The sequence below is a fragment of the Marinobacter sp. LQ44 genome (assembly GCF_001447155.2).
GTDB lineage: Bacteria > Pseudomonadota > Gammaproteobacteria > Pseudomonadales > Oleiphilaceae > Marinobacter.
Window position 1 is genome coordinate 2,462,655 of the sequence record NZ_CP014754.1, and the last position, 25,190, is coordinate 2,487,844.

Consider the following 25,190-nt stretch of genomic DNA (forward strand, 5'->3'; position numbering starts at 1 on the left):
TGCCCGGCGCAAAAATGCAGCGGGCATGCGTTGATGCCCATGGATAATTCACGTTCCAACCTGTTGTATCTCTGGCCCCGGCGCACCCTGTTCGTCGGGCGCTTGCGGCATCCGATTGAGTTCAGCCAAGCGGCCGCTTCGCTGGTCATCGGAGTCGAAGGGCCCGTGCAACTGGTGTTGCCGGGATCAGACGTTGTCTGGCATGAGCATTCGCTGCTGTTGGCGCCGGGCCAAAGCGCCAGGATTGATCCCCAGGGCCAGCTGGTCGCGGCGTGTTACCTGGATGCCCTGGGGCAGGATTTCCGTCTGTTGTCTCACAGCATGGCCAGGCATCAGGACGGGGTGTACGCCGGCTTTCATGGTGAGCACTCACTTCAACGTTGGCTCAAAGCGCTCTACAACGTTCCCGTGCAGGCGGGGGAAGCCTTCGATGCACTGGAATCGGGGATCAACCCGGCGGCCCAGCCCTATCCTGAAACCGACCCGCGGGTGGCGCGGGTGGTGGAACGGATTCAGTCGGAGATCGGCAGAAATGTCTCGGTGGAGGAACTGGCGAACTCGGTCAACCTCTCGGTTTCCCGTCTGGTAGAGCTATTTCGTGCCCAGGTAGGGGTGCCTGTGCGTCGCTATCGGCAGTGGCACCGGTTATTTGTGACCTTTACCGGCGTAGAGCGTGGCGCATCACTCACTGACGCCGCGATCGCAGCGGGCTTTGCGGATTCCGCTCACTTCTCCCATACCTTCCGGATGACGCTGGGTATGACACCGTCAGACATCGTCACGATGCTTTCTGGCAGTATCTTTGTGGGTCATGGTGCACCTGTCGGTGGCCTGGCTGGCCATAACGCCGGAGCAGGATTACCCACTCCGACGTGTCAGACGGGACACTAGCCCTTCGCAGGGCGCTCAACCACTTTGCGCTTGCCCTTGGCACCCTTGGCCAGGGCTTTCAGGCCATCGGCGTCGAAAGCATCCACCCGGATAACGTCATACAGGGCTGTCAGCGCTTCTTCCATTTTGGGGCATTCGTCCGCCTTGATGATGCCCTGGGCGCAGGCCCAGTCCACCAGCTCTTTGCGTTGATGCCCCATCAGCAGGGCAATGCCGTCCAGTTCGTCTTCGTCACGATTGCGGATGGCTTCGTGCAGGCGCTGGCGCATCTCGGCGGTTTCGTTGGCCAGGTTATAGGCATTCAGTACGCGGCCCAGCGGGTCGTCGGGATCCATGTTGATAAAGGTGCCGCGGCTGATGCGTTGGCGCACCGGGGTGTCGTTCACGATGGTCGCGGCCACTTTCGCGCCCAGCTTGTCGTCCGGGCCGTTCAGGCCGGTGGCGCCGAGGGGGAATACCAGCAAACGCAGCGGCCAGCGCAGGGCCGGGACCGGGAAGTTGATGATGGCTTCGCGCATGGAACCTTGCAGGTCGTGCAGGCAGGTTTGCAGGCACCATTCCACCAGGTCTCGCTGGTCGTCCGGGTAGCCTTCCTCATGCCATTGCTTGATTACGGCGGTAGCGTAATAGAGTTGGACCAGGCAGTCGGCCATGCGGCCAGACAAGCGCTGGCGGGCTTTCAGGCCACCGCCGACGGTGAGCAGGGTGACGTCGGTCATCAGGGCAAAGGCGGCTGAGAAACGGCCCAGCTGGCGGTAGTATTTCTGGATGTCGCCCTGGCGTGGTGCGGTTTCCAGCCAGCCTTTACTCAGGCCCAGTACGAACGCCCGCAGGGCATTGCGGGTGGTGTGGGCCAGGTGGCGGTAGAAGATGCCATCGAATTGTTTTGCGGCCTTGTCCTGGTCTTCCATGCCGGCGGCTTCGATTTCTTCCACGATAAACGGATGACAGCGAATGGCGCCCTGGCCGAAGATCATCAGGCTGCGGGTCAGGATGTTGGCGCCTTCCACGGTAATGCCGATGGGCACTGCCTGGTAGGCCCGGGCCAGGAAGTTGCGGGGGCCGGTGATCACGCCCCGGCCGGCCACTACATCCATGGCGTGGTTGATGACTTCCCGCATCAGGTCGGTGTTGCGGTATTTCAGTACCGCCGAGGGCACGGATGGGCGAACGCCCCGGTCCAGCATGCCGGCGGTGAGCAGTCGGGCGGCGTCCATCATGTAGGTGTAGCCGGCGATGGGCTCCAGGGCTTCCTGAACGCCTTCAAACTGGCTGATGGTGCGGCCGAACTGTTCCCGGGTATAGGCGTAGGAGCCGGTGGCCAGGCTGGCCAGTTTGCCTGCGCCGGTGCCCAGAGCCGGCAGGGAGATGGAGCGGCCGATGGACAGGCATTCCAGCAGCATTTTCCAGCCTTTGCCGAGCATGTCCTGCCCACCAATCACCTGTTCCATGGGGATGAACACTTCGGTGCCCCAGGTGGGACCATTCATGAATACGGTGTTCATGGGCAGGTGGCGGGCGCCAGCGTTCACGCCCTCGGTCTCCCGGGGCACCATCACACAGGTCACGCCGATGTCGTCCTGATCGCCGATCAGGTGTTCAGGGTCATAGACCTTGATGGCCAGGCCTATCAGGGTCGCTACCGGGGCGAGTGTGATATAGCGTTTGTTCCAGGTGACCTTCAGGCCCAGCACTTCCTTGCCGTTCCATTCGCCCTTGCAGACGATGCCTTTGTCCGGAATGGCACCGGCGTCGGAGCCGGCCACCGGCGAGGTTAGGGCAAAACAGGGGATTTCCTTGCCCTTGGCCAGGCGCGGCAGGTAGTGATGTTTCTGGTCGTCGGTGCCGTAGTGCATCAGCAGCTCACCCGGGCCCAGAGAATTGGGCACCATAACGGTCACCGCTGCCGATACGCTGCGGGTGGAGATTTTCATCACGATTTCGGAGTGGGCAGTGTTGGAGAAACCCAGGCCCCCGTCTTCCTTGGGAATGACCAGGCCGAAGAAGCCCTTGTCACGGATGAATTTCCACACTTTGTCTGGCAGGTCGTAGTGTTCGTGGGTAATCTGCCAGTCATCCAGCATCTTGCACAGTTCTTCCACCGGGCCGTCGAGAAACGCTTGCTCCTCGCTGGTCAGATGCGCCGGAGCGGCGTCCAGCAGCTTGTTCCATTCCGGTTTGCCGGAAAACAGTTCGCCATCCCAGTCTACGGAACCGGAGTTCAGGGCTTCCTGCTCGGTTGGCGAGAGCTTGGGCAGGCGGCTGCGGACCCAGCCCAGTAAGGGCCGGCTGAATTTGTCCAGGCGCAGGTCGCCGGGCAGGGTGATCAGTAACGCCAACGCTAACAGCAGGCCGCCGATGACAAAACTGAGAAGGTGCCAGCCGTCGTTGGCGACCCCGACTAGGGTGGCCACGGACATCACAATCGCGGCGGTTTTACCGCCGATGCTGAAATAGATCAGCACCAGGGCGCTGAGAACCAGAAGCAAAACACTCATGGACAGACCTCCATATCGTTACCAGATCAGGCAGATTTGCCTCTAACCATCGGCCAAAGTCCAGGCAGTTGCAAGGAAAACGGACGGTTCGATAGGGGACAATATGTGGAGTGCTTATATGACGGCCCGCTCACGGGTCAGCGTGTTCCGGTTCAGGGGCTGAGCCCTGTTACCAGTGTACGTGTAGAGCGAATTGGAGGTCAGGCGTAGCCCGCGGCGAACACCAGGCCCAGGACAATGGGCATGACTACCAGGCTGCCGAGGTTGCTCAATAATACCAGCGATGCCACCGCGTGGGGTTCCTGCTGATACTGCTCCGCCACCATGTAGTTGAGCACCGCAGGCGGGAGCGCCGCAAACACCCACAGGCAGGCTACCTGAAGGCCCGGTAGGTCGAGTAAGGCAATCATGGGCCAGGCCAGCAGCAAGCCACTGACCGGGCAGGCAATGGCGCCAATCAGCCCCAGTTTCCAGTCCCGGAAATCGACATCCAGCATCCGCACCCCCAGGGCAAACAGCATCAAGGGGATACACACGCCACCCAGCATGTTCAGGGTTTCCAGCAGCCAGCCAGGCAGGGCAACACCGCTGAAGTTAACCGTTAGCCCGGCGATGCTGGCGAACACGATCGGTAGCCGCAATCGCCGGATGATCGACGTGTGCGGGTCCAGCATGTACAGGCCAACGGAGAAGTGCAGCAGCATCTCGACAATGAACAGTACGATCGCCGCCGGTAGTGCCGCCTCACCAAACGCCAGTACCAGCAACGGAATGCCCATGTTGCCGGAATTGTTGAACATCATCGGCGGCAGGAACGTTTTCAGGTTCAGGTTCAGAACGCGGGCCACCGGGTACAGAATGATGCCAGAACCGAGCACCACCACCGTAGCCGCCAGCGCCAGCCAGCCATAGTCCTGCAGGGGCGCCTGCTGGTCGGCCAGTACGGCAAACACCAGCATGGGCACGAACAGTTCCATGTTCAGAACATTCAGGCCTTGAATGTCTGGCGAGCGGTAGCGGCCATACAGGGCGCCGCAACCTGCAATCAGGAATACCGGCAGCATGGTAGCTAGGATCTGGCCGATCATGGGGAGAGCTCCGACAAACGTTCGGGACGACAACCATTAACAAACTGTTAGGTTCGCAAGTATCGGCCCGTTTCGGCAAGCAAAAATTGCCCATGTTCGACCAAAGCGGGAGGCGCCTGCCAGGGTTGGTTGCGGTCGCTGGCCGGGGCTACCACAATAGCCTTCGGCAGCCTTTCAACCAGTTGGGGAGTTCGTTTGTGGCCAGTGTGTTTGATCAGCCTGTTCGACGTGACAATACCTGCTCGGTCAAATTTGATGCCCGCCAGGCAGTGTTTGGCCGGGAGGATGTCATTCCGGTGTGGGTGGCGGATATGGACTTTGCTGCGCCCGAGGCGGTCACCCGCGCTCTGACGGAACGGGCTCAGCACCCGGTTTACGGCTATACCCTGTTTCCTGACAGCCTGTACCAGGCAATGATCGACTGGTTTGCGGAGCGCCATGGCTGGCACATTCGCCGGGAGTGGATATTGATGGCGCCGGGGGTGGTGCCATCCCTGAATGCCGCCTGTATGGCCTATGCCGGGCCCGGCGAGGGCGTGATTATACAGCCGCCGGTGTATCCGCCTTTTTTCAGCTCGGTGCGCCAGAGTGGTCGTAACGTGATTGAAAACCCGCTGGTTCAGGATCCGCAGACCGGGCAGTACCGAATGGATCTGGAGCATCTTGAGCAATGCGCTGCCCGGCCCGATGCCAGGGTGCTGTTATTGTGTTCCCCCCACAACCCGGTCGGCCGGGTCTGGACGGACGCGGAGCTGAAAGAGCTGCTGGCCATTGCCCGGCGCCACAACCTGGTGGTGCTCTCGGACGAAATCCATTGCGACCTGACCTATCCGGACGCACCACCGCACACCGTCCTGGCCAGCTTGGCCGGAGAGGATGATGCGTTGGTGACGGCGGTGGCTCCGAGCAAGAGTTTCAACATGCCCGGTCTTGGTTTGTCCGCCCTGGTGATCCCAGACCCGGAACGGCGCAAGGCCATGAAAGCGGTGTTTGAGTCCATGCACCTGCCCCAGTGCAACCCGTTCTGCATTGCCGGCTTTGAAGCGGGGTATCGCCACGGCGCCGCCTGGCTGGACGAACTGCTCGGCTATCTGCAGGCCAATCGGGATTTTGTGGCCAACGCGGTGTTCCGGCGATTGCCAGGCATTGACGTTGCAGCGCCGGAAGGCACCTATCTGATGTGGCTCGACTGCCGGAGCCTGGGGCTGGATGATGCCGGCCTCAAACAATTTTTCGTGGAGGAGGCCGGCGTGGGCATGAACCCGGGTTTGTCCTTCGGGCAACCTGGCAGTGGCTTCATGCGCCTGAACATCGGCTGCCCGCGATCCGTGCTGGAACAGGTCATTGCCCGGATCGAGGCAGCGCTGGTTGGCTTATAGTGCCGGTTGCGACTGAATGGCGCAGTGGTCTTCCACCAGCTTCCAGTGTGGTGGCTCCTTGATACCCGGCATGTCGCCCTTGGTATCCCGGATGGCTTCCCAGATCTTGCCACCATGGCTTACCTGGCTGCCGACGGAGTAACTCTCAGCAAACAGCCATTGTTCCGGGCGTTCGCAGAATTCGGTGTCGCTGTCAGTCTGGGTTACGCCTTCTTCCACATCAGACGGATCTATGGGGTCGGGCGGCGCGTTGTCACCTCCGCACTCCGGCACGGAGAACAGACGTTTCCAGTCAAACGTAATGCCTGGCTCCTTGCCTTCGTGGATTTCACGGGACTCGTACCAGTTGTCGTTGTGAAACACCACGGACCCCGCCGGGTAATAGCGGCTGGGCACCCATTCATGGTCTTCCGGATCACAGGCCTCGGCAGACGCCAATGCAGGCATGCCAAGTGCCAGGGTCATCAACAACAGACCATAAAGTGTGCGGGCTCGCCTGATGCTGGTGGTGGCTTTCATCATGTGTCTCTCCCGTTTTGTTCCTGACTCCGAAGTGAATACGCAGGCTGTTGGCGACCGGTTCGCGTGGCCAACACCAGGCCTGCGAGAATCAGCAGACCGCCAATCATGTGAAACGCGCCAAGCGACTCACCCAGAAAAATGCCGGCCAGTATCGATGCGAAGACCGGGGTCAGGTACATGAATATCGCGGCCCTGGCCGGGCCGATCGCATGCACGCCGTGATTCCAGAATGCGTAGGCTAGGATACCGGGGAATATGGCGAAATACAGTAGCGACATGGCCGTATTTCGGGTCAGCTCGAAGCCTCCGGCGAAGAAAAACAGGTCGACCAGGTAAAACGGCAGGATCACCAGCGTCCCCAGCAGAATCTGGGTAGTCAGGAAAGTAAGGGCCGGTAACGGCACCGCCTGCCGTCTGAGCAAGACCGAGAACAACCCCCAACTGAAGACGGCCGCCACCATGATCAGGTCACCGGGTTGTGCCTGAAGGCCGGTCAGAACCGAGAGCTCGCCACGGGCCACCACGGTCAGGATGCCTCCGATGGCCAGGGCGATGCCCAATGCCTGAATTGGCCGGGTGCGGTCGCCCAGAAGCATCCACGCCAGCAGGGCCACGAAAATAGGGATGGTGGCATTGATCAGGGCAATGTTGGTGGCGGTGGTGGTGATGGCGGCGTAGTAGAGCAGTGAATTGAACGCGGCCACGCTGAAGGTGGCCAGTGCCAGCATCGAACCCAGGCGGGCACGGATGACCCGGCGATGATGCCACATGCCAGGGAAACCGAAGGGCAGCAATATGGCGAGGGCAATCACCCAACGCCAGAAAGACATCGACAGGGGCGGGACATGCTCAACCGTGCCTCGCGCGACCACGGCATTGCCGGCCCAGAACAGCGGCGTAAGCACCAGGCCCACATAGGCCAGGCCGGGAATTCGGGATAATATGCCAGAGTTTGCCGAAGACACATGAACTCCTGTGGGTCATAGGCTGTCGGGTAAAACCCCTAGCATACTACTCTCCTGGAACTTCTGCCTCCGTACCAATGTGGTAGGCGGCAAAGCCGGCCATCACCACCTGATCCACCGCCATGCCGATGATCCTGCCGTTGGAGGTGGAGCGTATCGGGTGTTGTTCATTGGTAATCGGATCAGCCACATAGCCCAAGACCTCCCCTTCGGAGACATTGGCACCCAGGTTAATCTCGCTGAACAGAATGCCGCCGTGCTCGGCGCGCACCCAGGTGGAATCATAATAGACCGGTTCCGGATCGCCCCAGACAAACATCCTGGAGATCATACCGTGTTTCTCCAGCAGGCTGTTGAGGCTATTTACCCCGGCTTCGATCTGATGCTCCTGAATTCGCAAGGACTCCCCGGCTTCCATGGTCACGGCACGGATACCTGCCTGGACGGCTGCCGTGCGCAGCATGCCCGGGGAGCCGGAGCTGTGCACCACCGCCATGCGGTCAAACCCACGGGTGAATTCCGCCACGTCCGGGTTATTCATGTCGGCCCGCAGCTGGGGCAGGTTGGTGCGCTTGAGGGAACCGGTGTGAATGTCCACCAGCATGTCGCAGTGCCGAATGACATTCTCAAACAACGAGTAGGCCACCCGGTCGGCAAGGTTGCCGTCCTTGCGGCCCGGGAAAAAGCGGTTCAGATCCCGACGGTCCGGCAGGTACCGACTGCCCTGCTGGAAGCCGGTTAGATTGACAATGGGCACGCCGATCACCCGGCCACTGAGTTTCTCCGGATTGAGGTCGTACATGGTGCGGCGAATAATCTCGATGCCGTTAAGCTCATCGCCATGTACAGCGCCAGTCAGGCACAGGGTTGGCCCAGCATTCACGCCGTTGACCACCAGAACAGGGGTAATTTGTGACAGGCCGGCAATCTGGATCTGGGGGGACCAGGCCAGCCGCGTCGAGGTGCCGGGCAGCACTTCCTTGCCAAGCAGGGTGAAACTTTCGGCCGGCAGGGGTTCTACCGGCGCGTCGGCGTCGTCCTCGGCGGCAGACGTTTCCCCTTGTGCAGTATCCTGAACTACCTGAAGTTCCTCTGCAGACAGTTCCGCCCCCGGCAGGGTTTCCGGTTCCGGCTCGGGTTCCGGCAGGGGGGCCACCTCTTTCAGGTCGATGTTGGGGGCAATCTTGCGGGTAACGGGCACCACCACGGTGTTGACCGTTTGTGTTTGCTGGTCGGTGTCTGGCGCCGATGGTTCCTGTTCGTCGTCGCTGGCGTCGCCATCTTCGCCTGGACTGCGGCGGGGTTCAGAGCGCACCACATCCTCAACGTTTTCATCCTCTGCGAGTTGGGCTACCACCAGCACAGACGAATCGTTGGTGTCGGCCAAGGTGACCATTGGCAGGGCGGCAGCGAAAAGCCAGATCGGAAAATGTCGGATTGTGGAGTGTCTGGGCCTTTGAAACAGCATAAGTCCTCGAGTACCTGTCCAGTGGCCCCAAGGATAGGGCCCTGTATGGTTCATGAATACCGCTGTGACAGAGGTTTAATGCCACTTTCATGATCACGGGCCCATCTGTAATGGCCCAATGTGGTTGAATGTAATAACACTGCTATCTTTCAGAGATATGACTGTTATACGTGCCACGGGGAGAGAACTAAATGGACCTTTTGCGAATTCTGGTTGCGATTCTGTTACCGCCATTAGGTGTTTTTTTACAGGTGGGACTGGGCAAGCATTTCTGGATCAACATACTGCTGACCATCCTGGGCTACATTCCTGGCATCGTGCACGCGGTGTGGATCATCGCCAAGAAGTAGCCCGGTAGCAGGCTTAGTGAGTATGCCAGAGGTTGTCTGACTGGTATGCCCGTTGTTCTGCCTCAAGTTTGAGGAGGTGTGCCAGGGCTGATCGTGCTGCCAATCCATGAATGGCCGCAGGCACATCGTCGTAGGCTTTCGCCGTCAGATCTTTCAGGGACACCGGCGCCAGGGCCTGAAGTGACCGGAAGATCTTGTGCTCCCGCGATAACCGATGGGTGATCAGGTAATCAATCACCGCCTCCGGTTGCCCCATCAGAAAGCCGTGGGCGGGGGCGATGAAGCGAATGGCCTCATCCAGCAGTTCATACAGCGATTCCACGTAGGCTTTCATGTCGCCGTCCGGTGGATTAATCACCACCGTTGAGCCCTGCATGATGTGATCACCTGAGAACAGCAGCTCCTGGTCCATCAGCAGGAAACACAGGTGGTTGGATGCATGCCCGGGGGTATGAATTACCTTCAGGATGCCCGCCTCGCTGACAATCAGGTCGCCATGCTCCGGCTCATCGTCCGCCTTGAAGGACTGGTCCTGCCCCGCGCCCTCCGGGGCCGGCCAGCCAAATACCCGGCACCCTGTCCGTTGCTTCAGCTCCAATACCGCCGGCGAATGATCCAGATGGGTATGGGTTACCAGCACCTGGTCCACCACCCCGCCGGTCACTTCCAGAATCTTTTCGATGTGGGCCGCGTTTGCGGGCCCGGGGTCAATCACTGTAAACCGCTCAAAACCCAGAATATAGGTATTGGTGCCGGGCCCGGTCATCATCCCCGGGTTCGGTGCCGTCAACCGTACTACACCGGCCGCCACCTCCACCGGCTCACCGGGCACAATCTCCGCCCGGGTGGTGCCTTCCCCCTCCGGGTCCAGCTTGACCGCCTCATCGTAAGCCGGCGCGTTTGGCTCCAGCATCACCGGCTTGCCCTTGCGAAGCGCCGGCCAGGGATCGGTCGGAAACGCCTCGGGTGGATTGGCATGGGCATGGCGCATCAGCTCGGCGGTGGAACTGAAATCACACAACACCCGCAAGGTACGGATCGTCGGCAACCCCAACAAACGCTGGCCTGCCCGATGCTCCTCTAACGCCTGCGCAGGCGACATCCACACATGATCAATCGTCTCCTGACCATCATGCCCGGCCCGTTGCCCTTCCGGCGCCACCGCCACAAAAAACCGCGTGTCAAACCGCCGCGGCGGCCCCGGCGGTGTCACCCAATGGCTCAGATACGCCAACCGGTCCAGCGGCACCACCAGCCCATGCTTCTCACACAACTGCGCCAGCGACACCTCTTCCCGAAACAACGCCTGCCGCTCACCAAGTACCGGATGGTCCGCACCGATGAGCTGACCGCTGCCGTCCTGAGCCAGCAGAACCCCCGCCTCCTCAAAACACTCCCGTACTGCAGCCAGCATATAGTCGGCACCGCCTTCGTCCAGACTCATGGTCTGACTGATATCCGCGTCTTCAACACCCACAACATGCGGCTGCGCCTCCGACTCCTGCTCGTTCACCGCTCCGCCGGGAAACACATAGTAACCAGGCAGGAAAATGGCCTCCCATGTTCGTTGCAGCAGAAGCACTTCAATGCCGTTTTCGGTATCGCGGGTAAGAACCAGGGTGGCAGCCGGGCGAATATCCATAAGTAACTCTTATTATGACGTTTTATTGGGCACATGCAGGAAGTCCCAAGCGCCGCTTACTCCGAAACAAAAAGCGCAGGAACAAGAAGCAAGATACCCGATAGCACCATAAGATGAGAAGTCACAACCGGAAGCGTATGATTCAGCCCAATCCAATGTTGAACCAGATCAGGACACCCCCGTGGCAAGAATCAAACTCGAATTCCCGGACAACGCCTTCAGCTTCGAAACGCGAATGCCCGTCAGAATCACCGACATCAACGGCGCCAACCACCTGGGCAACGACGCCCTCATCTCCATGCTCTCCGAAGCCCGCGCCCAGTTCCTGGTCGAACACGGCATCGAAGAAGCCGACCAGAACGGCACCGGCATTATCGTCACCGACCTGGCCACCATGTACCAGGGCGAATCCTTCTACCCGGACATGCTCCGCTTCGAAGTAGGCCTGATGGATTTCAACAAATACGGCGGGGATTTCGTGTTCCGGGTCACCAAAGCCGACACCGGCCAATCGGTGGCCATGGCCAAATACGGTTTTGTGTTCTTCAACTACAAAACCCGGGAAGTCACCCCCATGCCCGAGAGCTTCCGGGCCAGGTTTGCCGGCTAACGGTCCGGGTAATTCCGGCTCGGGCCGCCCTTATCCACACCCCGGAACAGGGCGGCCTTGGCCATCATATGGGCGCTGACTGGCGCCGTCACAAACAGGAAAACGGTCACAATCGCCTCATGCACGGACAGCGCGCCGCGCTGGAAACTGAAAAACAGCAACGAGCCGATCAGCAAACAGCCCAGGCCCAGGGTGCTGGCCTTGGTGGGCCCATGCAGACGCATGAAAAAATCCCGCAACCTTGCAAGGCCAATAGAGCCAATCAGCGCAAACAAGGCACCGGCCACCAGGAACAGCGAAATCACCAACTCAAGAACGAACGGCATGGTTGACGCAGTCATTCGATCACATCCCCCCGCAACAGGTACTTGGTCATTGCCACGGTTCCGACAAACCCCATCAGCGCAATCAGCATGGCAGCTTCAAACAGGATGCCCAGCGACAACCGGATATCAAACAGCACAATCAACGCAATACTGTTGATCATCAGTGTGTCCAGCGCCAGGATCCGGTCAACGATGTCGGGCCCGATGGCCAGCCGGTAAAGGTTCAGCAGGATGGCAATCGCAAACACAGTGATCGCCAGGTTAACCGCCCATTCAATCATCGAAAATCTCCTGTAACGGCTTCTCGTAGTGCTCGCGAATGTCTTTGATCAGTGCTACTTCATCCTCAAGATGCAGGCAGTGGATCAACAGGCACCGGCCCTCGCGATCGTAGTGGGCGCTCACCGTGCCCGGGGTCAGCGAAATGGTGCTGGCCAGAATGGTCACGGCAAAATCGTCGGTCAGGGTCAGAGGGTAAGTGAAGAACCCCGGTTCCAGCTGCCGGGAATAGAACACAATGCGCCGGGCGACAATCAGGTTGGATTTCAGAATATCCATCAATAACCGGCCAAGGTAGCGCAGCAACTTACCCGGATGCTTGACCTTTGAATGCTCCGGCCAGAACGGCTGGGTGACCCGGGAAATCACCACCGCCAGCACCGCACCCAGCAACAGGTGAGCAAAGCTGAACTCATTCATCAACAGCCATAACAGCAGCAGAAAGCCGGCGAACAGGGGGTGTGGCACCCAGCGCTGTAACCAGTTCATGGGGTGAGCCCTCCCGTTATCGTGGCGGGCTCACCGAGCACCGCCTCAACATAGGCGGACGGATGATAGAGTTGGCCTGCGGTTGCAGTCATATACTCCATCACCGGCGCGGCAAACAGGGCCAGGGCGCCACTGATACCAATAAGCACTGACACCGTGGCCACGCGCGCCGGGTCCAGCTTGCGGCGCTGGCGGCCGCTGAACGGCTCCGGTTTCCAGAACCAGCCGGAGCCGGCTCGGCTGAGTGCGGCAATCATGAATAACCCGGCAATCAGGGTAATGCCCCAGAGCCACAGGTAGTGCGGGTGCGTGATGGCGTTCTGCAGCAGCCAGGCTTTACTAACAAACCCTGAGAACGGCGGCAGCCCCGCCATACTGACTGCCGCTACCAGGAACAGCGTGCCCAGGGTCCAGCGATGGGTCAGAGGTGCGGTTACCGAGAGCAAGTCGTAGCCGTCGGCCCGCTGCCGGCCGATGAGGTCAGCCAGCAGGAAAAATACCGCGGCCAGGCAGGTGCTGTGCAGCAGATAGAACAGGCTAGCGGCCAGCACGGTGGCTTCGGCCATGGCAAAACTGGCCATCAGCAAGCCGCTGGACATAATCACCAGGTACGCCGCCATGGTACGCAGGCTGGCGGCCCCCAACACGCCAATGGCACCAAGGCCCAGGGTGGCCAGCGCCAGGGGCCAGAGCCACAGGAACACCCCGGCATTGAGGGGCTGCGTCGGGTCGAGCCCGAACACAACCAGAAGCACCCGCACCATGGCGTAAAAGCCTACCTTGGTCATGATGGCAAACAGCGCCGCCACCGGAGCGCTGGAGGCCGAATAGGCCCTGGGTAGCCAGAACAGCAGTGGCAGGATTGCGGCCTTGATACCGAACACCACCATCAGCAGCAGGGCGGCACCTTTGAGCAGGGTCTGGTCATCGGGGCTGGCGGCGGCAATCCGCACCGCCAGGTCGGCCATGTTCAGGGTGCCGGTCAGGCCGTAAAGAATGCCAAGGGCCAGCAGGAACAGGGCAGAGCCGAGCAGGTTGATGATCACATAGTGCAAGCCCGCCCGGCTTCTGGCCCGGCCGCCGCCGTGCAGCAACAGGGCGTAGGAAGCCAGCAGCAGGATCTCGAAAAACACGAACAGGTTGAACAGATCACCGGTCAGGAAGGCGCCGTTAATGCCCATCAGCTGGAACTGGAACAGGGCATGAAAGTGGGAACCCTCCCGGTCGCTGCCCCGGCTGGCATAGAGCACGCAGAACAGGGCCAGTAAGGCGGCCAGTAGCAGCATCATTGCACTCAGCCGGTCCAGCACCAGCACAATGCCGAACGGCGGCTGCCAGTTGCCCAGCCAGTAGGTGTGGTAATCGGTTTGCGCCGCAATAACCGCCCACACGCCCAGCGCCACCAGCAAACTGGTGGACAGAATACTCCACACCCGTTGCCGGCCGATACTGGCCCGGTGGTTTACCAGCAACCAGGCGGCGGCCAGCATGGGGATGACGACCGGCAGAATCATCAGGTGGGTCATGGCCGGTCCTCGTTCGGGTTTTCACCGTCTACGTGATCGTTTCGCAACTCCACTGCGGCTTTCAGCGACAGCACTACCACAAAGGCGGTCATGGCGAAGCTGATCACAATGGCGGTTAACACCAGCGCCTGGGGCAGCGGGTCTGCGCTGGTTTCAGTGAGCCCGACGATGGCCGGGGCGCCGGTTGTCAGCCGGCCCATGCTGAACAGGAACAAGTTGACTGCGTGCGACAACAAGGTCAGGCCCAGCACCACGGAAAAGGTGCGCGCACGCAGAATAAGAAACACCCCACAAGTGGTAAGCACGCCCAGAGCCACTGCGATCAGCAATTCCATCAGCCTACCTCCTTGCCGGGGCCGGCTATGGTCATCAGTTTGCCCAGGTTTGCCAGAATCAACAGGGTTGCCCCGACCACAGTGGTGTAAACGCCCAGATCAAACAGCAGCGCACTGGCCAATTCGAACTCGCCGATCAATGGCCAGTGCAGATGAGCAAAGGTGGTGGTCAGGAACGGATACCCGAACACCCAACTGGCAACCCCGGTGAACATGGCGATCAGCAGCCCCGCACCAATGAGCGAGCGGAAGTGCGTACGCATGCGCGCCTGGGCCCAGACCAGGCCACCGGCCATGTATTGCAGGGTCAGCGCGACGGCCGTGACCAATCCCGCAATGAAACCGCCCCCAGGCATGTTGTGGCCGCGCAGGAAAATATACGCCGACACCAGCAGGGCAATGGGCAAAGCCATGTGCGCCACCATCTGCAGGATGACCGGATGGGGCTCTGCTACCCAATGGGAGTGGCCGGATTCCGCCACCCGTTTTTTCAGATTCAGGTTGCGGGTAAAGGCGAACACCGCCACGGCGGCAATGCCCAGTACCGTGATCTCACCTAGGGTATCGAACCCCCGGAAATCCACCAGGATCACATTCACCACGTTGGTGCCGCCGCCTCCGGGCACACTGTTGGCCAGGAAAAAGTCGGAAATGGAGTTTACCGGTCGGGTCAGCACGGCAAAGGTGAATGCAGCCACACCGCCGCCGGCGGCCAGGGCCACGAACAGATCACGGGCAATTCTGGGAAAGCGGGATTCCTTGGGTGAGCTCTGGGGTAAGAACGACAGGGCCAGCATCATGATCACCACCGCCATCACTTCAACTGACAGTTGCGTCAGGGCGAGGTCCGGCGCGGAGAACCAGGCAAAGGTGAGGGTGACAAACAGGCCGGTGACCGACAACAGCAACAGGGCCGGCAAGCGGTGGCGGTGGAACAGTGTCACGCCAATGGCCGACAGACACAGGATGCTGATGCCAAACACCACTAGCGGATCGAGACTGCTCAATGGCACCGGCCCGCGCCACCGCTCCAGCCCGAGCAGGCTCCAGGCCACAAGGGCGACGGTGGTTAACAGGATCAGGGCCAGGTATCGCTGGAGCGAGCCATTCTCCAGGCGATAAACCAGCGTTTGGGAGAAGCGGATGGTGCGCTGCATGGCGGTTTCAAAAATGTCCTTGGCGTCCACTTCCGGTAGTCGTGCATGGATGGCAAAAAGCGGCTTGCGGGCGCTGTAAACCGCCAGCCCGCCCAGCATGGCCGCCAGACTCATCATCGCTGGGGTGTGGGCGTCGGACAGGGCACTGAAATCATACGCCGGTAAATGAGACACGGTGGTCTGCAGCACCGCCAGATGCACCAGGTGGTCGTAGATCCACTGGGGAGCCAAGCCAACCAGCAACGATAACGTCGCCAGAATGGCCAGCGGCAACAATGCGGCGGCCGGCTTACGCTTTGGCGGCCACACCGGCAGATCCCGTGGCTGGCCATTGAAGAAAACGTTGTGGAAGATGCGCACCGAATAGGCCACCGAGAACAGACCGGCCACGGTGACCCAGGCCGGGATCACCACATCCGCCCAGTGGGGTGCCGTCACCAGCAGGCTTTCGGAGAACAGCATCTTCTTGCTCAGGTAGCCGCTCATCAGCGGCAGCCCCGCCATGGCGGCCGCCGGCACCAGGGTGACGATCATCAGAGCAGGCATCCAGCGCCACAGGCCATTGATCAGCTGCATATCCCGGCTGCCCGTGGCCTGATCCACATAGCCTGCCATCATGAACAGCGGGGCCTTGAACAGGGCGTGGCAGACCAGGTGGAACAGGGCCGCCGCCATGGCCATCTCACTGCCCATGCCGATCAGCAGGGTGATCAGGCCCAGGTGAGAAATGGTGGAATAGGCCAGCAGGCCTTTGATGTCATGCATGAACATGGCCACAAAGGCGCCCACCATCAGGGTCACCATGCCGGTGACGGTGATCAGGGCAAACCAGAGCTCGGTATCGCCCAGGGCCGGGTGCAAACGCGCCATCAGGAACAGCCCGGCCTTGACCATGGTGGCTGAATGCAGATACGCGGAGACCGGCGTGGGGGCGGCCATGGCGTGGGGCAACCACAGGTGGAAAGGCGCCTGGGCGGATTTGGTGAATGCGCCCAGTAGCACCAGGCTCAGCATCAGCGGGTACAGGCTGTGATGCTTGAGGGCCTCGCCCTGAGAGAGGATGTCGGACAACTGGAAGCTGCCGGCCATGTTGCCCAGCAACAGAATGCCGGCCAGCAGGGCCAGCCCGCCACCCCCGGTAATCACCAGTGACATCCGGGCACCCCGGCGGGCGCCCCGGCTGGACCAGTTAAAGCCGATCAGCAGGAACGACACCAGGCTGGTCAGTTCCCAGAACACCAGCATGAACAGCAGGTTTTCAGACAGCACAATGCCGAGCATGGCGGTCATGAACAGCTGGATCAGGATAAAGAAGCGCGGCGCGTTGGCTTTGCCGTCAAAGTAATAGCGGGCGTACAGGATGATCAGGCAGCCAATACCAGTGATCAGGGTGGCAAACAGCCAGCTCAGGCCGTCTAGCCGGAACGACAGGTCCAGCCCCAGTTGAGGAATCCACTGTACAGTGGTGATCAGCGCGTTCTGGTCTGAAGCCTGCGGCCAATGGCTTGCCAGCAAAAGGACGCCGGTAAAAGGTGCAACGGCAGCCAGAAGTGCATGAGCACGGATGCTGGTGCCGTCAGAGCGGCGGCTCAGTAACCAGGAAGCAAACGCTCCCAGCACCGGCAGCAAAATGATGAGTCCTGGTACCATAGCGAGGCCGGTAGCCCGGAAGGAATATTTGGGTTAATTGTTCATCCGCCCGGAGCGATCAGGCTCGGGCGTGATAGCTAAAACAGATTACCGAAGACTAGCACATTAATTCATTGTTAACCGTCAAGTGGCCGGGTACTTTTGTCGCAAACGGGTCATTCCTTGGCGGTACAGACTGTATGCCAACAGTCCGGCTGCCAGGTTGCCGATCAGGGCCCCGGTCATCAATCCGGTGAGCCCGGACAACTGAGCGCCCAGCCAAAGCATTGGCAGGTAACAGGCGAATAGCCGCAGGGTTGAGATCAGCAGTGCCCGCATGGGTAATCCCAGGGCATTGTTGATCGAGACCATCAGCATACAGACCCCCAGGCCGCTATAACTCAGGGGCACCCGCAGCAGGTAGCTCAGCAGGATGTCCTGGACATCACCATCACGGCTGAACAGGGTGGCGACCAGCCCGGAGGCCACCAGCCACACCAGCCCCAGCAACAGTTGCCAGACCACCACAAAACGCACGGCAATGCGCACCAGTTTGCGGATGTTGTCCAGCTCGCCGGCTCCCAGCATGCGCCCGATCATTGGCGGCATGGACATGGTCAGTGCCAATACGACCACGATGGAGAAAAACTCGAGCCGGGTACCCAGCCCCCAGGCGGCGACGGCGGCGGAGCCAAAACCGGCCACCAGCGAGGTGGCCAGCATGGCGGAAAGGGGCGGCATCAGCTGGCTGACCATGGCCGGTGCCATGATGCCGCCGAGTTGTCGGATTGCTTTGGACAGTTGCAGTTGCAGCAGGTCAAAGCGCAGCCATTGGCGCTTTACCAATGCCGGGAAAACCACCAGAGCACCGATCCCGAAGGCGGTGATGGTGGCCCAGGCGGCCCCGGGCAGGCCCCAGCCGAAGACAAAGATATACAGTGGGTCCAGGGCAATGTTGAGCAGGCTGGTGGCGATCATCATGTAGCCGGGTAACTTGGTGTCGCCGTTGGCCCGGCAGACGGCGTAGCCGAAGTAGAGCAAGGCGCCAAGCCAGGCGGACATAAGCCAGGGCACCCAGTATTCCCGGATGGCTGGCCGGAGTTGGTCTTCGGCGCCGAGGAAGTTGAGTATCCCGGTTTGTAATAGCCAGACTGAGAGGCACAGGATCAGCGCCAGGCTGGCGCCGATGGTGACGACGAGGCCGCCGAGACGTTGGGCGCGGAGGTTGTCGCCCTGGCCCAGGGTTCTGGAAATAATGGCGGTGGTGGCGATGCCGAGGCCCACGTACATGCCGCTGACCAGTTGTTGCATGGGCACGGTGAAGCCCAGGGCGGCGAGGGGGTCGCGGCCTAGCTGGCCGACGAAGGCGCTGTCGGTGAGCTGGAAGGTCATCAGGGAGAGCACGCCGAACAGCATGGGCCAGGTCATTTGGTAGAGCTGGCGGGCCAGGCTTGGGCTTTTCGGTTGGTTCTGCACTTGGGGGTCGGTGCCTTGGGTTCTGAGGGCTTGGCGTGGATTCTAACAGGTCTGGCTTCGGAGGAAGCACCCGGTTGGGGTGGGCTTTCCAAAACACGCTCCTTCGGCACATCCATGTGGCGCTTGGGCTCCGCCATCCATGGCTCCGCACAGTTTTGGAAAGCCCACCCCAACCGGCTGCCCTAACGCCGGAGTCTTGCCGGCGCAGCCCAAGCTCGGAACGGGTAGTCCAAAACAATATCAACGCTGCGTAAATGCTCTGACCACCCGGTTGGGGGTGTTTTACAGCACCTTCAGCGCCGCTTCGTAATCCGGCTCGTTTTTGATTTCGTTGACCAGTTCGCTGTGCAGCACTTTGTTGTTCTCGTCGAGGACCACGACCGCACGGGCGCACAGACCGGCAAGGGGGCCGTCCTGGATGGCGACGCCGTAGTCTTGCTGGAAGCTGTAGTTGCGGAAGGTGGAGAGGGTTTCAACGTTGTTCAGGCCTTCGGCTCCGCAGAAGCGGGCGGCGGCGAAGGGGAGGTCGGCGGAGATGACGAGGACGACGGTGTTGTCGAGGCTGCCGGCTTTTTCGTTGAATTTTCGGGTGCTGGCGGCGCAGACGCCGGTATCGATGCTGGGGATGATGTTAAGAATCTTGCGTTTGCCGGGCCAGTTGTCGAGTTTTACTTCTTCTAGGCCGCTGTTGGTTAGGGTGAATGGGGCGGCGTTTTCGCCGGGCTGGGGGAATTTGCCGCTGACGTCGATGGGGTTGCCGTCCAGGGTGACGTTGCTCATGGTGTGCTCCTTGTCTTGTGGTTTTGGATCTCTGCAATCTACTCTATGTAGCTTACTTTGGATGAGTTTTCATCCCCTTTCAGTAATCCGTGGATAGCTTTCTAGAAAGCTCCGTAGCCTTTTCCGGGATTCTTTGGGTGATTATGTTGTGGCTAGTGGGAAGCGCCTTGGGCCTCAAAACCCGGTGCCGGGTATCGCTGCACTAGAAACAGGTAACCAATCAGGCCGAGCCCTGCGCATATCGCAATAATCATGGCCATCACCAGTGGGGTGCCGTCGTGGAGAATGCCGACGAGGGCGCCGGCGGCGGCAGCGGCGGCCATTTGGATGAAGCCGAGCAGGGCGGAGGCGGAGCCGGCCATGGTGGGGTGGTTGGCTAACGCGCCGGCCATGGTTTGGGGCAGGACCATGCCGGTGCCGGCCATGAACAGGGCTTGCGGTAGCACCACGGCCCAGGGGCTGTAGATGTTGTGGTAGGCAAGCAATGTCATGGTGGCGCCGGCGGTGAGGGTGGTGGCCAGGCCGTAGAGTAGGATTTGGTCTGGGAGGTAGCGCCCGGCGAGGCGGATGGAGGCCATGTTGCCGATCAGGTAGCCACCGGCGGTGATGGCGGTGTACAGGCCGAAGTGTTCCGGTGCAACGCCCAGGACGTCGATCAGTACGAAGGCGGAGCCAGACAGGAAGGCGAACAGGCCGCCGTAGATGGCGGCGCTGGTAAAGGTGTAGCCGATGAAGGTCATGTCGGTGCTGATTCGGCGGTAGTTGCTCATGAGCTGGCAGAATCTGAACGGTTGCCGGTGTTCCGGGCGCAGGGGTTCTGGGATGCCGAAGGCGATGACGGCCATCATGATCAAGGCGTAGCCCGCCATGACGATGAAGATCCAGTGCCAGTCCATGGTGGCTACGATGAAGCCGCCGAGCGTCGGTGCCACTGCCGGTGCCAAAGCCATCATGCCGGCCAGCAGGGCGAGAATTTTTGCCGCTTCCCGGGGCGTATAAACGTCCCGCACCACGGCTCTGCCGAGGACTGGTCCTGCGGAACCGCCGAGTGCTTGCAGGAACCGGAACAGTTGCAGGGTTTCAATGTTACTGGCCAGGGCGCAGCCGATGCTTGCAAGGGTAAACAGCAGCATGCCGCCGATCATCACAGGCTTTCGGCCAAAACGATCAGCCAACGGCCCACAAACTAGCTGGGCAAGGGCAAAACCAATCAGATAGATGCTTAGAGTGAACTGAACCTGATCGGTACCGGCGTTAAAGTCAGCCCCAATCTGCGGCAGCGCAGGCAGGTACATATCAATGGCCATCGGCCCGAGGGCGACCGCGGCGGCGAGTAAAATGGTGGTCCAGATGCTGGTGAGTGCGAGCACGGTTATTCCTGACCCCGGAGTTGGGTGAGAGTGGGGTAGTGCCTCCCAAAACACGCTCCTTGCGGCACATCCATGTGACGCTTGGGCTCCGCCCCTCAGCGCTAATTGCTCCTGCGTCGCGCTGAGGGTCCTGGGCAGGCCATCCATGGCCAGCCCGTGAAGCGCTTCCGCGCTCCACCCCTGGCTCCGCACAGTTTTGGGAGGTACTACCCCACTCTCACCAGCGAACATATGGAGGGGGAGTCTAGGGCGGCCGGCCCAGAAAAATAACGGCTTAACCTTTCATGTAATACATGAACAATATTGATTGATTAATCGTGCAAGCCGTTCATGGTGGCCGCCACGGAGTTTACCTGGTTGCGAACCCATCGGTGGGCGGGGTCTGCCTGGTGGCGGCGGTGCCAGAGCATGAGCAAGGTGAAGGGGTTGTATTCAAAGGGTAAAGGTACGTAGTCGAAGTCTTGCATCAGCTGCGTGCTCATCCGTTCCGGGGCCGATGCCAGCAGGTTGGTACCTCTTAAAAAGGCAGGCAGTCCGGAAAAGTTTGAGACGGTCACCACGCTGCGCCGTTTCAGCCCCCGTGCCTCCATGGTGCTGTCCAGCCCGGGCTTCTCGCCAGTGGCGAATAGCACGGTGATGTGGTCGGCGTTCATGTAATCCTTCAGGTCAGCCGGCGCGTCACGGTGATTCTGGTCGTAGAACACCACCATCCGGTCCGCCATCAAACCCCGTTGCATGATATCTGTGGTTTCCGGCGCAAACGGACTGATCACCAGATCACAAGCCTCTTTGCGCAGCAGATCGGCATTGGGAATACCGGAGGGAATGACCTGCAGGTGAATACCTGGCGCTTGCTCCCTGAGGGTCTTCACCAAGCCTGGTAACAGCAAATCCCGCTGGTAATCGTTGGCGGCAATGGTAAAAGTAAACTCCGCCGTCGCCGGTTCAAACGGTGGCCCCGAGGGCAGGGTGCGCAGGTCGTCCAGTAGCTGACGGATGTGCGGCCCGGTGCGCAGGGCATAGTCGGTCGGCACAATGCCCCGTCCGGATTTCACGAACAAAGGGTCGCCGAAGGCCTGGCGCAGACGCTCCAGGGTATGGCTTACTGCCGATTGCGTCACCCCCAACCGAACGGCCGCCCGCGACACCCCGCCCTCGTCAAGAACAGCAACGAAGGTGGCGAGGGATCTCAGGTCCAGGTTCAACATATCAACGGGCTTCATGGTTGGAAGTTTAGGCGAGCGCGGGGGCCAAGTCACCAGAAAGCCGGGCCTGGTTGAGCGGTTTTGCCACTAAAGTCCGGTTGGTCTAAATTGAGTAATCGTTCAATATTGAGGCGCACTCCCCGGAACAGGAGCAAACATGAAAACCACTCTGGCGTTTGATGTTTACGGAACCCTGGTAGATCCGATGGGCATGTCCCGACTGCTTGAGCAGGATGCGGGCGAGCAGGCAGCGGCGGTTGCCGCGCTCTGGCGGGAAAAACAGCTGGAGTTTTCGTTCCGGAAGGGCCTGATGCGAGTCTACGAAGACTTCGGCGTATGCACCCGCCAGGCCCTGCGCTATGCCATGGCCGTGCACCAGTTGGAGCTGAGCAAGGCGCGGGAAGACCAACTCATGGCCGCCTACCTGTCCCTCCCCGCGTTTGACGATGCCTTGCCAGCCCTGCAGGCCCTGAAAGGCCAATACCCTCTGTTTGCCTTCTCCAACGGCAGCTACCCCGCCCTGGAAAAGGTGCTCGGCCACAACAACCTGCTGGACCAGTTCGATGGCCTGGTGTCGGTGGATGACATCAAAAGTTTCAAACCCGATCCCGCCGTCTACACCTACGCCCGCCGCGCCACCGGCGCCTGGGATAGCCCCCTGTGCCTGGTATCCAGCAACGCTTGGGATGTGATCGGTGCCAGAGCGGCCGGGTTGTCAGCGATTTGGGTAAAGCGGGATGAAAACAGGGTTTTCGAAGACTGGGGCATAGAGCCGTCAGCAGTAATCCAAAGCCTTTCTCAACTTCCCGAGAGTCTCAAGGCTCTTAATACCTGAAAGCAGCTTTCAATAGGCATATCAAACAGTCAGCGAAGGCAGGGGTTGGAGAGGGGTTCCAAAACAATCAGGAAAACCACGTTTTCCGTTTTGGAACCCCTCTCCAACCCCTGCCGACAGACTCCGATAACGGGTCAGCCAGACCGAGCATCCAGCCACTCCGCCAGCTCCAGCCAGGAAGCCTTGGGCGCCTTACTCCCGGCCAGAATTCCCATATGCCCCCCAGGCGCTACCCGAAACGTCTTGTCGGTGGAACTGACATGATCCATCACCCGCTTCGCCGCCCCCGGCGTCGCCAAGGTGTCCTCCTGGCCGGCAATCGCCAGTAAGTTGGCATTCACATTCTCCAGCCGCGCGAAATCCTCGCCGATCTGGATCTGCCCCTTAGCCAGCTGATTATCAATCCACACCCGCACCACCGTATCCTGAATCACCCCGCCGGGGTAGGCCACCATCCGGTCCAGAAACGCCGACGTGGTGGCATGGTTGGTGACAAACTCCCGGTCACCCAGGCGCACAATCAGCTCCCAGTAACCCATCACACTGCCAATCGGATTGCTCAGCTTGAAACCGATGGTGTTGGCCCAGCCAGGTGTGTGAAACCAGTGCGGCTTCATACTGTGCAACTGAAACCCCGTGCGTTTGCGTACGACACCGGCAACATCCGCAATGCGCTGGTACATCCAGCCGATGGCGCCGGAGGCGTGGCTGTCGATCGGCAGGCCCAGCACAATGGCATTGCGAATGTGCTGATCCTTGCTCAGGGCCGAGTAGAACAGTGTGAACATGCCGCCCATGCTCCAGCCATGCAGCGACAATTCCTGCTCGCCGCTGTGCTCCCGCACCCGGTTCAGATAGGCCGGCAGCAACTCCGCCACATAGGTATGCATGTTGTAGTGGGTGTGCTCCCGCTTGGGAATGCCCCAGTCAATCAGATACACCTCGAATCCCTTCGCCCTCAAAAAACGAACCAGACTGCGCTGGGGGAACAGATCGTAGATCAGCATGTTCACTGCCAGGGGCGGGATGATCACAATCGGTGTGCGATGGGTTGTGCGTTCCACCGGAATCACCTGATCGTCCAGCTCAATGAAATCCTCTTTCAGTGGCGGGTAGTAACGCAGGCTGACCAATCCGTCCGAATAGAGGGTTTCAAACGGGGTCTGGCCTGCCTGTACCAGGCTGGCGGCGCGAAACACCCGGTCAAAGGCGTTGCCGGCATAAAGGGTGCCTTGGCGAGCCAGGTCAGAGGTCAGGTTGAGGGCAGTTTTTACGGGGTTAAGCATGTGTGTTTCCGTTGGTACATCAATCACTGGTCCGGACAGGATAGGCGGGCGGTTGCTCGGGTACCATGGCAAAACCGTCACATCTGGCCGGCATAATGGTCACTTCAGGCCACTGCCCAATCCTGTATCTCATTGTTATGATATCGGCCTTCCCGTAACTACAATGAAAACAGGATCCTCATGCTCAGTTTCTTGCCTGCCCCGATCATTGGCGTGCTCAACTCCATTCTGCTGGGACTCAACACCCTGTTCTGGTGCCTGCTGCTCTATATTCCGGCGGTGCTGAAACTGATTATCCCGCACAAGGGGTTCCGGGTGCTGTGCACCAAGGTGATCATCTGGATCTCAGAATCCTGGGTGGCTTGCAACACCGGCTGGATGAAACTGACCCACGGCACCCGCTGGCAGGTGACCGGTGCAGACAACCTGAAACGGGAAAGCTGGTATCTGGTGCTCAGTAATCACCAGAGCTGGGTGGATATCTTTGCCATGCAGCGGGTGTTTAACCGCCGGGCGCCATTCCTCAAGTTCTTCCTCAAGCAGCAACTGATCTGGGTGCCGGTGATTGGCTTGGCCTGGTGGGGCCTGGATTTCCCATTCATGAAACGCTACACCCGGGAGTACCTGATCAAGCACCCGGAAAAACGCGGTGAAGACCTGAAAGCCACCCGCAAGGCCTGTGAAAAATTCCGCTACACCCCGGTAAGCGTCATGAACTTTGTCGAAGGCACCCGCTTTACCAAAGCCAAACACGACAAGCAGAAATCCCCCTACCAGAACCTGTTGCTGCCGAAAGCCGGCGGCGTCGCCTTTGTGCTGGATGCCATGGGCGATTCCATCGACACCCTGGTAGACGTAACCATTGCCTACCCCAACGGCGCGCCTACCTTCTGGGATTTCATGTGTGGCCGGGTGCCGGAGGTCCAGCTGGATATCAGCACCCAGTTAATTCCGGAGCACTTGAAAGGTCGAGACTATTCCAGCGATGCCGAACATCGTCGGAATGTGAAGGAATGGCTGGGAGAGTTGTGGCAAAGCAAGGACCAGCGCCTGAGTCAGGCGCTGGCTGAGAGCGCGTGAACGA

23 protein-coding genes are annotated in these 25,190 nt (G+C 60.1%); 6 read left to right on the forward strand and 17 right to left on the reverse strand.

Annotation, left to right across the window (positions count from 1 at the left end; all coding sequences use genetic code 11):
- Positions 1 to 39: 39 nt before the first annotated feature.
- A complete protein-coding gene (locus tag ASQ50_RS11380; protein WP_197492683.1) occupies positions 40 to 891 on the forward strand; it encodes a helix-turn-helix domain-containing protein in 852 nt (283 codons plus the stop codon).
- Here ASQ50_RS11380 and ASQ50_RS11385 read toward each other — a convergent pair.
- Entirely contained in the window at positions 888 to 3,389 is a 2,502-nt protein-coding gene (locus ASQ50_RS11385; protein ID WP_058090822.1) for an acyl-CoA dehydrogenase, read from the reverse strand. The two genes, ASQ50_RS11380 and ASQ50_RS11385, sit on opposite strands and share 4 nt — an antisense overlap.
- A gap of 200 nt (positions 3,390 to 3,589) precedes the next feature.
- Entirely contained in the window at positions 3,590 to 4,477 is an 888-nt protein-coding gene (locus ASQ50_RS11390) for an AEC family transporter (protein WP_058090821.1), read from the reverse strand.
- A gap of 197 nt (positions 4,478 to 4,674) precedes the next feature.
- Between ASQ50_RS11390 and ASQ50_RS11395 the strand changes: the two genes are divergently transcribed.
- Positions 4,675 to 5,856 (forward strand): MalY/PatB family protein, encoded by a 1,182-nt coding sequence (locus ASQ50_RS11395; RefSeq protein ID WP_058090950.1) that lies wholly within the window; start codon positions 4,675 to 4,677, stop codon positions 5,854 to 5,856.
- On the opposite strand, the gene ASQ50_RS11400 is transcribed toward ASQ50_RS11395, so the two are convergent.
- The 3 genes from ASQ50_RS11400 to ASQ50_RS11410 are packed head-to-tail and all read right to left on the reverse strand — an operon-like array spanning position 5,851 to position 8,811.
- The gene (locus ASQ50_RS11400) at positions 5,851 to 6,378 is read right to left on the reverse strand and encodes a carbohydrate-binding protein (protein WP_058090820.1); all 528 of its coding nucleotides are present in this window, start codon (positions 6,376 to 6,378) and stop codon (positions 5,851 to 5,853) included. The two genes, ASQ50_RS11395 and ASQ50_RS11400, sit on opposite strands and share 6 nt — an antisense overlap.
- A complete protein-coding gene (locus tag ASQ50_RS11405; protein ID WP_058090819.1) occupies positions 6,375 to 7,343 on the reverse strand; it encodes a DMT family transporter in 969 nt (322 codons plus the stop codon). The genes ASQ50_RS11400 and ASQ50_RS11405 overlap by 4 nt, the downstream gene beginning before the upstream one ends.
- Before the next feature lie 46 nt (positions 7,344 to 7,389).
- On the reverse strand, positions 7,390 to 8,811 hold the full coding sequence (locus ASQ50_RS11410; protein WP_058090818.1) for a succinylglutamate desuccinylase/aspartoacylase family protein: 1,422 nt from the start codon (positions 8,809 to 8,811) through the stop codon (positions 7,390 to 7,392).
- Between the two features lie 191 nt (positions 8,812 to 9,002).
- Here ASQ50_RS11410 and ASQ50_RS11415 point away from each other — a divergent pair, with 191 nt between their 5' ends.
- Positions 9,003 to 9,161 (forward strand): YqaE/Pmp3 family membrane protein, encoded by a 159-nt coding sequence (locus tag ASQ50_RS11415; RefSeq protein ID WP_068351496.1) that lies wholly within the window; start codon positions 9,003 to 9,005, stop codon positions 9,159 to 9,161.
- A 13-nt stretch (positions 9,162 to 9,174) separates the two neighbouring features.
- Here the strand turns inward: ASQ50_RS11415 and ASQ50_RS11420 are convergent, their stop codons facing one another.
- A complete protein-coding gene (locus ASQ50_RS11420; RefSeq protein ID WP_058090817.1) occupies positions 9,175 to 10,803 on the reverse strand; it encodes an MBL fold metallo-hydrolase in 1,629 nt (542 codons plus the stop codon).
- 181 nt (positions 10,804 to 10,984) lie between these two features.
- On the opposite strand from ASQ50_RS11420, the gene ASQ50_RS11425 reads away from it, so the two are divergent.
- Positions 10,985 to 11,413: a thioesterase family protein gene (locus ASQ50_RS11425; protein ID WP_058090816.1), complete on the forward strand. Its 429-nt coding sequence runs from the start codon at positions 10,985 to 10,987 to the stop codon at positions 11,411 to 11,413.
- Here the strand turns inward: ASQ50_RS11425 and ASQ50_RS11430 are convergent.
- The 10 genes from ASQ50_RS11430 to ASQ50_RS11475 form a co-directional block, all read right to left on the reverse strand.
- The gene (locus tag ASQ50_RS11430) at positions 11,410 to 11,739 is read right to left on the reverse strand and encodes a Na+/H+ antiporter subunit G (RefSeq protein ID WP_058090949.1); all 330 of its coding nucleotides are present in this window, start codon (positions 11,737 to 11,739) and stop codon (positions 11,410 to 11,412) included. The genes ASQ50_RS11425 and ASQ50_RS11430 overlap by 4 nt on opposite strands.
- Positions 11,740 to 11,750: 11 nt before the next feature.
- The gene (locus tag ASQ50_RS11435) at positions 11,751 to 12,020 is read right to left on the reverse strand and encodes a K+/H+ antiporter subunit F (RefSeq protein WP_058090815.1); all 270 of its coding nucleotides are present in this window, start codon (positions 12,018 to 12,020) and stop codon (positions 11,751 to 11,753) included.
- A complete protein-coding gene (locus ASQ50_RS11440; protein WP_058090814.1) occupies positions 12,013 to 12,507 on the reverse strand; it encodes a Na+/H+ antiporter subunit E in 495 nt (164 codons plus the stop codon). The genes ASQ50_RS11435 and ASQ50_RS11440 overlap by 8 nt, the downstream gene beginning before the upstream one ends.
- The gene (locus ASQ50_RS11445) at positions 12,504 to 14,033 is read right to left on the reverse strand and encodes a monovalent cation/H+ antiporter subunit D (protein ID WP_058090813.1); all 1,530 of its coding nucleotides are present in this window, start codon (positions 14,031 to 14,033) and stop codon (positions 12,504 to 12,506) included. Before ASQ50_RS11445 ends, ASQ50_RS11440 begins: the two co-directional genes overlap by 4 nt.
- Positions 14,030 to 14,368: a Na+/H+ antiporter subunit C gene (locus ASQ50_RS11450; protein ID WP_058090812.1), complete on the reverse strand. Its 339-nt coding sequence runs from the start codon at positions 14,366 to 14,368 to the stop codon at positions 14,030 to 14,032. Before ASQ50_RS11450 ends, ASQ50_RS11445 begins: the two co-directional genes overlap by 4 nt.
- Positions 14,368 to 17,175 (reverse strand): monovalent cation/H+ antiporter subunit A, encoded by a 2,808-nt coding sequence (locus ASQ50_RS11455; protein ID WP_058090811.1) that lies wholly within the window; start codon positions 17,173 to 17,175, stop codon positions 14,368 to 14,370. The genes ASQ50_RS11450 and ASQ50_RS11455 overlap by 1 nt, the downstream gene beginning before the upstream one ends.
- A 123-nt stretch (positions 17,176 to 17,298) precedes the next feature.
- On the reverse strand, positions 17,299 to 18,582 hold the full coding sequence (locus ASQ50_RS11460) for an MATE family efflux transporter (protein ID WP_058090948.1): 1,284 nt from the start codon (positions 18,580 to 18,582) through the stop codon (positions 17,299 to 17,301).
- Positions 18,583 to 18,912: 330 nt separating this feature from the next.
- A complete protein-coding gene (gene tpx, locus ASQ50_RS11465) occupies positions 18,913 to 19,410 on the reverse strand; it encodes a thiol peroxidase (protein ID WP_058090810.1) in 498 nt (165 codons plus the stop codon).
- A 152-nt stretch (positions 19,411 to 19,562) separates the two neighbouring features.
- On the reverse strand, positions 19,563 to 20,780 hold the full coding sequence (locus ASQ50_RS11470; RefSeq protein ID WP_058090809.1) for a multidrug effflux MFS transporter: 1,218 nt from the start codon (positions 20,778 to 20,780) through the stop codon (positions 19,563 to 19,565).
- Positions 20,781 to 21,091: 311 nt separating this feature from the next.
- On the reverse strand, positions 21,092 to 22,003 hold the full coding sequence (locus ASQ50_RS11475; protein WP_058090808.1) for a LysR family transcriptional regulator: 912 nt from the start codon (positions 22,001 to 22,003) through the stop codon (positions 21,092 to 21,094).
- Positions 22,004 to 22,142: 139 nt separating this feature from the next.
- Between ASQ50_RS11475 and ASQ50_RS11480 the strand changes: the two genes are divergently transcribed.
- The gene (locus tag ASQ50_RS11480; RefSeq protein ID WP_058090807.1) at positions 22,143 to 22,820 is read left to right on the forward strand and encodes a haloacid dehalogenase type II; all 678 of its coding nucleotides are present in this window, start codon (positions 22,143 to 22,145) and stop codon (positions 22,818 to 22,820) included.
- A 134-nt stretch (positions 22,821 to 22,954) separates the two neighbouring features.
- Here ASQ50_RS11480 and ASQ50_RS11485 read toward each other — a convergent pair whose 3' ends face one another.
- On the reverse strand, positions 22,955 to 24,106 hold the full coding sequence (locus tag ASQ50_RS11485; protein WP_058090806.1) for an alpha/beta fold hydrolase: 1,152 nt from the start codon (positions 24,104 to 24,106) through the stop codon (positions 22,955 to 22,957).
- A 180-nt stretch (positions 24,107 to 24,286) separates the two neighbouring features.
- Between ASQ50_RS11485 and ASQ50_RS11490 the strand changes: the two genes are divergently transcribed.
- Entirely contained in the window at positions 24,287 to 25,186 is a 900-nt protein-coding gene (locus ASQ50_RS11490; protein ID WP_058090805.1) for an acyltransferase, read from the forward strand.
- The last annotated feature ends 4 nt before the right edge of the window (positions 25,187 to 25,190 follow it).